Below are 8538 nucleotides of genomic sequence, written 5' to 3' on the forward strand. Positions count from 1 at the left end.
ATCACATGGCATCGTCCCTTCCAGCCGCCTCCCGCGCACACCCCTCGCGTGTGCGCGGGACACACGCAGACCACGCGTTACAGCCCGGGAGCCGACCGATGACCTCAGCAGCGAACCCCGATCCGCAGCCCGCGCCCCTGTGGCAGCCGGACTCCGACCGCATCGCCGCCGCGCGGATCACCCGCTTCCAGGCCTGGGCCGCCGAGCGCTACGGAGCACCGGCCGAGGGCGGATACCCGGCTCTCCACCGCTGGTCCGTCGCCGAACTCGAGACCTTCTGGCAAGCCGTCGCCGACTGGTTCGACATCCGCTTCTCCTCCCCGTACGAAGCTGTCCTTGCCGATCGAACGATGCCCGGCGCCCAGTGGTTCCCGGGCGCCACCCTGAACTACGCCGAACACGCGCTGCGCGCCGCAGAGGACCCCGCGCGGGCCGACGCCCCCGCGCTGCTGCACGTCGACGAGACCCACGAGCCCGTGGAGATCAGCTGGGCGGAGCTCCGCCGCCAGGTCGGCTCGCTCGCGGCCGAGCTGCGCGCCCTTGGCGTACGCCCCGGTGACCGGGTGAGCGGCTATCTGCCCAACGTGCCGCAGGCGGTCACGGCGTTCCTGGCGTCGGCCGCCGTCGGCGCCGTGTGGACCTCGTGCGCCCCCGACTTCGGCGCCCGCAGTGTCCTGGACCGCTTCCAACAGGTCGAACCGGTCGTCCTGTTCACGGTCGACGGCTACCGCTACGGCGGCAAGGAGCACGACCGCACCGATGTCGTGGCGGAACTCCGCCGCGACCTGCCCACCCTGCGCGCAGTCGTGCACATCCCGCTGCTCGGCACACCGGCCCCCGACGGCACCCTGGAATGGTCCGCGCTCACCGGCGGCGAAACGGAACCCGTCTTCGAGCAGGTGCCCTTCGACCACCCGCTGTGGGTGCTCTACTCGTCCGGCACCACGGGGCTGCCCAAGGCGATCGTGCAGTCCCAGGGCGGCATCCTGCTCGAACACTTCAAGCAGCTCGGACTGCACTGCGACCTCGGCCCCGAGGACCGTTTCTTCTGGTACACCTCCACCGGCTGGATGATGTGGAACTTCCTCGTCTCCGGCCTGCTCACCGGCACCACCGTCGTCCTGTACGACGGCAGTCCCGGCTATCCCGACACGGGCGCCCAGTGGGGTGTCGCGGAACGCACCGGAGCCACGCTGTTCGGTACGTCGGCCGCGTATGTGATGGCCTGCCGCAAGGCGGAGGTGCACCCGGGGCGCGACTTCGACCTGTCGAGGATCAAGGGCGTGGCGACCACCGGATCGCCGCTGCCGCCCGACGGGTTCCGCTGGCTCCACGACGAGGTGCGCGAGGAGCTGTGGATCGCCTCGGTCAGCGGCGGCACCGACGTCTGCTCCTGCTTCGCCGGGGCGGTCCCCACGCTCCCCGTGCACATCGGCGAACTCCAGGCGCCCTGCCTCGGCACCGACCTCCAGGCCTGGGACGCCCAGGGCAGGCCCGTCGTCGGGGAGGTCGGCGAGCTCGTCGTCACCAACCCCATGCCGTCCATGCCGATCCGCTTCTGGAACGACCCGGACGGCAGCCGCTACCGCGACAGCTACTTCGACATGTTCCCGGGCGTATGGCGGCACGGCGACTGGATCACGCTCACCGACCACGGTTCGGTGATCATCCACGGCCGCTCCGACTCCACCCTCAACCGCCAAGGCGTGCGCATGGGTTCGGCCGACATCTACGAGGTCGTGGAACGCCTCCCGGAGATCCGTGAATCGCTCGTCATCGGTCTCGAAGAGCCCGACGGCGGCTACTGGATGCCGCTCTTCGTCCACCTCGCCGAGGGCGCCGCCCTGGATGACGCTCTGCGGACCAGGATCAAGCAGGCGATCCGTGAGCAGCTCTCGCCCCGCCATGTGCCCGACGAGATCATCGAGGCGCCCGGTGTTCCGCACACCCTCACGGGTAAGCGCATCGAGGTGCCCGTGAAGCGGCTCCTCCAAGGCGCCGCTCTCGACAAGGCCGTCAACCCCGGCTCTGTCGACAATCTGGAGCTGCTGCGCTTCTACGAGGACATCGCCCGCAAGCGCGGCTGACCGCTCCTGCGCCGGCCTCATACGCGTCGCGGGGGCGGCCGATCAGCCCCCGTAGGTGGCCGCGGACTCGCCAAGCGTGTCCGCGAAGTCCGAGGCCAGCCGCGCGGCCCGCGCGGTCTCCAGACCGGCCACGGTGACCCGCACACCGGGCGCCGCGGCCATCCGGAAGCGGGCCCCCGCCGCCACCCACCAGCCGCGCGTGCGCAACCCGTTGACGAGGGCCGACTCGTCGCGCACCGGCACCCATACGTTCATCCCGCTCGCCCCGTGCGCCGCGATCCCGCGCCGCGCGAGCTCCTCGACGAACGCCGCACGCCGCTTCTCGTAGGCGACCTCGGCCCGCTCGACGAGGAGCCGCGCCGACGGATCGTCGAACAGGGCGAGGACGGCGGCCTGCAGCAGATGGCTCACCCAGCCGGACGTGAGCAGGAGCCGCCCGTCGTGCCGGGCCAGCGTCACCGGGTCGCACGCGGCGGCCGCCCACCGCAGGTCCGTGCCGAGGTACTTGGTCACGGTCCGCACCTGGGCCCACCGTGAAAGCCCGCCCTCAGTAAGAGAGTTGAGCTCCACACCCGCGATCTCGGCGGCATGGTCGTTCTCGATCACCAACACCTCGGGCGCCTGCCGCAGCACCTCGACCAAGGCGTCACGCCGCTCCGCCGAGAAGTGCCCTCCGTACGGATTCTGCGCCCGCGGGCTGCACACCACGGCCCGCGCACCGGCGCGCAACGCCTCCCGCAGCTCCCGCGGGCGCATGCCCTCGTCGTCCACCGCGACCGCGATGGTGCGCAGCCCCATGGCCTGGAGCAGATCGAGCAGATGGTGGTAGCCGGGGTCCTCCATGGCCACGGCGTCCCCGGGGCGCAGCTCCGTGGCGAGCAGCCGCGCGATGCAGTCGAGGGCCCCATGGGCGAACGTCACGGAGTCGCACGGCACCCCGTCACCGTCGAACCAGGCGCGCGCCCGTTCCTCCAGGCGTGGCAGCCGCGGTGTGGCGCGGTGCGAGCGCGGCCCGGTCGACGGCGCCGCGAGCGCCGGCAGGTCGGGCAGAAACGAGAAGTCGGGGTGGCCGCCCGCCAGATCCCGCAGTCCGTCGGGCACCTTGGGCGGCCGACGCGACGCCACGGCCGGTGCCGCCGCCACGACGGTGCCGCCGCGCCCCCGGGTGACCACCAGGCCCCGCTGCCGCAGCTCCTTGTAGGCGGTGGCGACCGTGCCCGGACTCACCGCCAGCTCGTCGGCCAGTCGGCGTACGGGAGGGAGCGCGTCACCCGGAGCGAGGCTCCCGTCGGCGACGGCGTGCTCGACGGACGCCGCGATGCCCTTGGCCGTCGTACCGGAGATCGAATATTGTGCTGCCACGTAATGAACTATGTACCAATACATAGTGCGGGTCAAGGGGGAGCGATGGACTGGAGCCGGCGCAGGGCCGCGCTGTGGGAACGCATACCAGGAGGTGTCGACGGCCGCCGCATGCTGTCCGTCGCCTTCGTGGACCGGACCGGCAGCGGCCTGTGGGAAGCCGTCTCCGTTCTCTACTTCAGCTACGTCGCGGGCCTCTCGCTCGCCCAGATCGGCACCCTGGTCGCCGTCTCCGGAGCCGTCGGCATCGCAGGCGCCCCCATCGGAGGCCGCATCGCCGACCGGCTGCCCCTCACCCGCGTACTCATCGGCCTCCAAGTGCTGCGCGCCCTGGCGGCGTTCGCGCTCCTGACGACCGACCACTTCGTCCTGCTGCTCCTGTTCGCCTCCGTAGGAAGCCTCGGCGACCGCTCCGCCAACGTCCTCACGAAGCTCTACGCGGCGCGGCTCGCGGGCCCCGGGCGCGTCCGCTACCAAGCCGTCAGCCGGACCGTCGCCAACGCGGGCTGGGCCGTCGGCGGCCTGGCCGCGGCGGGCACCCTCGCCATCGGCTCGGCCTCCGCATACCAATGGCTCCTGACGGGCAACGCCCTGTCCTTCCTCGGCTCCGCGCTCATCACCGCGCTCTGCGCCGAACCCCGGACGCCGTCACGCACCATCGCCACGTCCGGCGACCCGGCGCTCCCACCCCGGGCGGCCAGCCCCTGGCGCGACCGCCGCTACCTGACGTTCGTGCTCACCGAGACCGTGCTCTTCCTCGACGACGCGGTGTTCAAGATCGGCCTCCCACTCTGGACCGTGCACGCCACCGACGCCCCGCACGGCCTCGTCCCACTGCTCATGGTGATCAACAACGTGATGGTGGTGGGCCTCCAAGTGCCCCTGGCGCGCTTCGGCGCCACCACCCCGGCCGCCCGCCGACTGCTGCTCCCGCTCTCCGCGACCTTCGCGCTCGCGGGAGTGGCGATCGCGGCATCCGCCGCCCACGGAGCCGGCCCGGCCACCGCCTTCCTCGTGGCCGCGACCGCCGCCTTCACCCTCGCCGAGATCATCCACGCCACCGTCTCCTGGGAACTCTCGATCGCGCTGGCCCCCGACTCCGCGCAGGGCGCCTACCTCGGCGTCCACGGGCTCGCCCAGTCCGTCCAGCGCAGCGTCGGCCCCCTCGCCGTGACCGCGGCGATCGCGACCGGCCCGGCGGGGTGGATCACCTTCGGCACGGTCATCGCCGCGACCTGCCTGGCACAGCACCGTCTGGTGCGGCCGCGAACGGGACGAGCACCACTGTCAGTGGCGCCGGTTACGGTGAGTGAGCAATGATGAACACCGTGCTCAGGGGGAAACATGGCGCACGCACACCACATCAAGGCCATTCGGCGCACACTCCGCCGTGAAATGCCGGGCACCGTCGGCCTGATCGCCGACGCGCACGACTTCACGGCCATGACGAGATACCGATCCTTCGCCTTCGACGACCACACCGCCTACCTGCGCCAGGTCGAAGGCCTGCTGCGCTCACTCGCGGCACAGGGCGCCCACACCACGGTCGCCCTCTTCGATCCGGACGAGTTCACCGAATTCTGTACGGCCCGGGCCCTCGACCCGGACTCGGCGGACAGCCGCACCCGCTTCACGGCCGAACTGGCGGCCGGCGGCGCCTGCGTGGCCTACGCGGGCCAGCCCATCGACAGCCTCGTGCCCCAGCTCATCAACAAAGCGGTCCGCAAAGCCACTTGGGAGTACGCCACACTCCTCCTGGCCGAGGCGGGGGAGTGCGCCGAATGCGGCCAGGACATCGGGCGGGCCGCCTTCGACCGCGCCTCCCACCTGCTGCTCAGCCTTCTGGAAGCGGCCGGCCCCGGCGCCCACCACCTGGTGTGCAGCATCCCCGCACAGGAGGACCAGCTCATCAGCGTCCTGCACGCCCACCGCGAGGGCTTCGACCCGGCGCACCTCGACGAGACCGACACCGCGGAATTCGTCACCGTCCTCGCGGCCGGAATCGCGCTCCACAGCATCGGAGGCCTGGTGCTGCGCACCAGCGAACCCGGCGTCCCCGACCGTCTGTACGGCTGGCGCCTCCAGCACGACCGGCTCGATCCACTGACCGCGGGCGAGGTCTTCAGCGCCTACTGCACCGACGCTGAGACCGGCGACCCCGTGGCCCCCGAGCCCGGCGTCGACTACCGGCCCGGCTTCCCCATCGACCACCCGGACAACGGGCACTGAAAGAGGACAACGGGCACTGAAAGAGAAGGAGAGAACAGGAGAGGGGCTTCCCGCCGCACCGCGGCAAGAAGCCCCTCTAGATCTCACGACCCAGATCTCACGACCCAGATCTCACGACCCAGATCTCACGACCCAGATCTCACGACCATCCGGTCACTCGCCGGACAGCACCGCCTGCGCCGCCTTGCGCGCATCCTCTGCGGTGTCCGCGGCGCGAGCCGCCGACGCCGCACGCTCGCACTGCGCCAGCGTGTGCTTCGCCAGCGTCGTCCGCACGTAAGGAATGGACGCGGCGCCCATCGACAAGCTGGTCACACCGAGACCGGTCAGGACACACGCCAGCAGCGGATCGGAGGCAGCCTCGCCACACACACCACAGCTCTTGCCCTCAGCCTTGGCGGCCTCGGCGGACATCGCGATCAGGTCGAGCAGCGCGGGTTGCCACGGGTCCTGAAGCCGGGACACCGCACCCACCTGACGGTCCGCCGCGAAGGCATACTGCGCCAGGTCGTTGGTGCCGAGCGACAGGAACTCGACCTCCTGCAGGATCGAGCGGGCTCGCAGCGCGGCGGACGGAATCTCCACCATCGCACCGAACTTCGCCCGCAGCCCGGCCTCACGGCACGCGTCGGCGAACGCCTTGGCATCCGTACGGTCGGCCACCATCGGCGCCATGACCTCGAGGTACACGGGCAGACCCTCGGCGGCCTTGGCCAGCGCGGTCAGCTGCGTCCGCAGCACCTCGGGGTGGTCGAGCAACGAGCGCAGACCACGCACGCCGAGCGCCGGGTTGGGCTCGTCGGCAGGGGTCAGGAAGTCGAGCGGTTTGTCGGCGCCCGCGTCCAGGACCCGCACCACGACACGCCCCTCGGGGAACGCCTCAAGCACCTTGCGGTACGCCTCGACCTGCTTGTCCTCGGACGGCGCCTTGGCGGAGTCGTCGAGGAAGAGGAACTCGGTGCGGAACAGACCGACACCCTCGGCGCCCGCCTCCACCGCGGCCGGGATGTCGGCGGGACCGCCGACATTGGCAAGCAGCGGAACCTTGTGACCGTCCGAGGTGGCGCCGGGACCCGACGACGCGGACAGCGCCGCCTTCCGCTCGGCGGCGGACGCTTCGAGCTCGGCCCGCTTCTCCTCGCTCGGGTCCACGAAAATCTCACCCGTGCTGCCGTCGACCGCGACCAGCGTGCCTTCGGCCAGCTCACCGGCGCCCGGCAGGGCCACGATCGCGGGAACACCGAGCGCCCGCGCCAGGATGGCGCTGTGGCTGGTGGGCCCACCCTCCTCGGTCACGAAACCGAGCACGAGCGCGGGGTCGAGCAGCGCCGTGTCGGCGGGCGCGAGGTCCCGGGCGATGAGCACGTACGGCTCGTCGCTGTCCGGCACACCCGGCATGGGCACGCCGAGCAGGCGCGCCACGATCCGGTTCCGTACGTCGTCGAGGTCGGCGACGCGTCCCGCCATGTATTCGCCGGCACCCGCGAGCAGCTCGCGGTAGTGCGAGAAGGCGTCGTACACGGCCCGCTCGGCAGTGCTGCCGACGACGATGCGCCGGTCGACATCGGCCATGAGCTCGGGGTCCTGGGCGATCATCGCCTGCGCCTCCAGTACGGCCTGCGCCTCACCGCCGGCCAGGTTGCCGCGCGCCATCAGGTCGGCGGCCACAGCTTCCACGGCTTGGCGGGCGCGCCCCTGTTCGCGCCCGTGCTCCGATGCCGGAATCTGCTTGGCAGGCGGTTCGAGAACCGCCGTACCCATGTGCCGAACCTCGCCGATCGCCACACCGTGGCTCACGCCGACGCCTCGCAGCGTTGTCTCCATCTCACCGTCTCCGATAGTCGCGGCGGCCGGGCCGCCGCCGTTGTTGTCCGTCAAGCGCGCGCCGCCGTAGCGGCGCCGGCGTCACCGCCAGGCGAAGAGCGCGTCGCCGGCCTTCACGTCGCCGCTGTCAACGACATCGGAGAGGGAGTCAGCGGTGGCCTCGAGAGCCACGATGGGACAGATGGGGGACTTGCCGGCGGCCTCGACGGCGGCCGGGTTCCAGCGCACGACCTCTTGGCCGCGCGTCACGGTGTCACCCTTGTTGACGAGGAGCTCGAAGCCCTCGCCGTTGAGCTGAACGGTGTCGATTCCGAGGTGCGTCAGCACACCGTGGCCCTCGCCGTCGACGACGACGAACGCGTGCGGGTGCAGGGACACAACGACGCCGTCCACGGGCGCCACGGCCGCCGACGGCTCACGAACGGGATCAATAGCGGTGCCGGGGCCCACCATCGCACCGGAGAAGACGGGGTCGGGCACTGCAGCAAGCCCGATGGCCCGTCCGGCAAGTGGGGACGTCACGCTAGTCATGGGGAGCCTCCCAGGGGCGGAGCTTCAAGTGTCGCCGTCACTACCTGTTCTGGACGGCGTACTGTTCAGAAGGGTAAGTCATAAGAAGTCCTAGTTCCGCACGACAGGTACCAGTAGGTGCTAGTTGACGGACCTAGGTGCACACCGGAAACGATTTGCCTCAACTCCCGGTGGCCTGTACTGTCGTACTCCTGCCTGACCCCATCACGACACTGTGATTCGGCGGTCGGCGGCACCTACCAAGTCCCGATCCTAACCCGGATTTCCGACTGCGCATGCATGTGAAGTCGGTGGTTCGGAAGAGGAAAAAGACTTGCTAGAGTCTGAATCGCCGGAAAGCCAATAAGGCCGGAAAGCGAATACCCCCACTCCGGCGGGTGGCGGAAACGAGAAATCGAGTCTGCTAGGCTGGAAACACGAAATACCGAAGGGAAGCGCCCGGAGGAAAGCCCGAGAGGGTGAGTACAAAGGAAGCGTCCGTTCCTTGAGAACTCAACAGTGTGCC

General features: G+C 70.5%; 6 protein-coding genes. 3 read left to right on the forward strand and 3 right to left on the reverse strand.

Annotated features, from left to right (window positions below):
• Window positions 1-98 precede the first annotated feature (98 nt).
• The gene (locus AB0D31_RS21005; protein WP_362725132.1) at window positions 99-2087 is read left to right on the forward strand and encodes an acetoacetate--CoA ligase; all 1989 of its coding nucleotides are present in this window, start codon (window positions 99-101) and stop codon (window positions 2085-2087) included.
• A 42-nt stretch (window positions 2088-2129) separates the two neighbouring features.
• Here the strand turns inward: AB0D31_RS21005 and AB0D31_RS21010 are convergent, their stop codons facing one another.
• A complete protein-coding gene (locus AB0D31_RS21010) occupies window positions 2130-3449 on the reverse strand; it encodes an aminotransferase class I/II-fold pyridoxal phosphate-dependent enzyme (protein ID WP_362725134.1) in 1320 nt (439 codons plus the stop codon).
• 45 nt (window positions 3450-3494) lie between these two features.
• Between AB0D31_RS21010 and AB0D31_RS21015 the strand changes: the two genes are divergently transcribed.
• Both AB0D31_RS21015 and AB0D31_RS21020 read left to right on the forward strand, forming a co-directional pair.
• Window positions 3495-4769, forward strand: coding sequence for an MFS transporter (locus tag AB0D31_RS21015; RefSeq protein ID WP_362725137.1), 1275 nt, complete (start codon window positions 3495-3497; stop codon window positions 4767-4769).
• Window positions 4770-4793: 24 nt separating this feature from the next.
• A complete protein-coding gene (locus AB0D31_RS21020; protein WP_362725139.1) occupies window positions 4794-5678 on the forward strand; it encodes a hypothetical protein in 885 nt (294 codons plus the stop codon).
• Window positions 5679-5831: 153 nt separating this feature from the next.
• Here the strand turns inward: AB0D31_RS21020 and ptsP are convergent, their stop codons facing one another.
• The gene (ptsP, locus tag AB0D31_RS21025) at window positions 5832-7502 is read right to left on the reverse strand and encodes a phosphoenolpyruvate--protein phosphotransferase (RefSeq protein WP_362725141.1); all 1671 of its coding nucleotides are present in this window, start codon (window positions 7500-7502) and stop codon (window positions 5832-5834) included.
• An 81-nt stretch (window positions 7503-7583) separates the two neighbouring features.
• On the reverse strand, window positions 7584-8033 hold the full coding sequence (locus AB0D31_RS21030) for a PTS glucose transporter subunit IIA (protein ID WP_362725143.1): 450 nt from the start codon (window positions 8031-8033) through the stop codon (window positions 7584-7586).
• Between the last annotated feature and the right edge of the window lie 505 nt (window positions 8034-8538).

The sequence above is a fragment of the Streptomyces sp. NPDC048361 genome (assembly GCF_040651795.1).
Classification (GTDB): domain Bacteria; phylum Actinomycetota; class Actinomycetes; order Streptomycetales; family Streptomycetaceae; genus Streptomyces.

Bases quoted from the DNA above. Each gene is read 5' to 3' on its own strand.
- AB0D31_RS21005 (WP_362725132.1), top strand. From the start codon at position 99: ATGACCTCAGCAGCGAACCCCGATCCGCAGCCCGCGCCCCTGTGGCAG.
- AB0D31_RS21015 (WP_362725137.1), top strand. From the start codon at position 3,495: ATGGACTGGAGCCGGCGCAGGGCCGCGCTGTGGGAACGCATACCAGGA.
- AB0D31_RS21020 (WP_362725139.1), top strand. From the start codon at position 4,794: ATGGCGCACGCACACCACATCAAGGCCATTCGGCGCACACTCCGCCGT.
- ptsP (WP_362725141.1), bottom strand. From the start codon at position 7,502: ATGGAGACAACGCTGCGAGGCGTCGGCGTGAGCCACGGTGTGGCGATC.
- AB0D31_RS21030 (WP_362725143.1), bottom strand. From the start codon at position 8,033: ATGACTAGCGTGACGTCCCCACTTGCCGGACGGGCCATCGGGCTTGCT.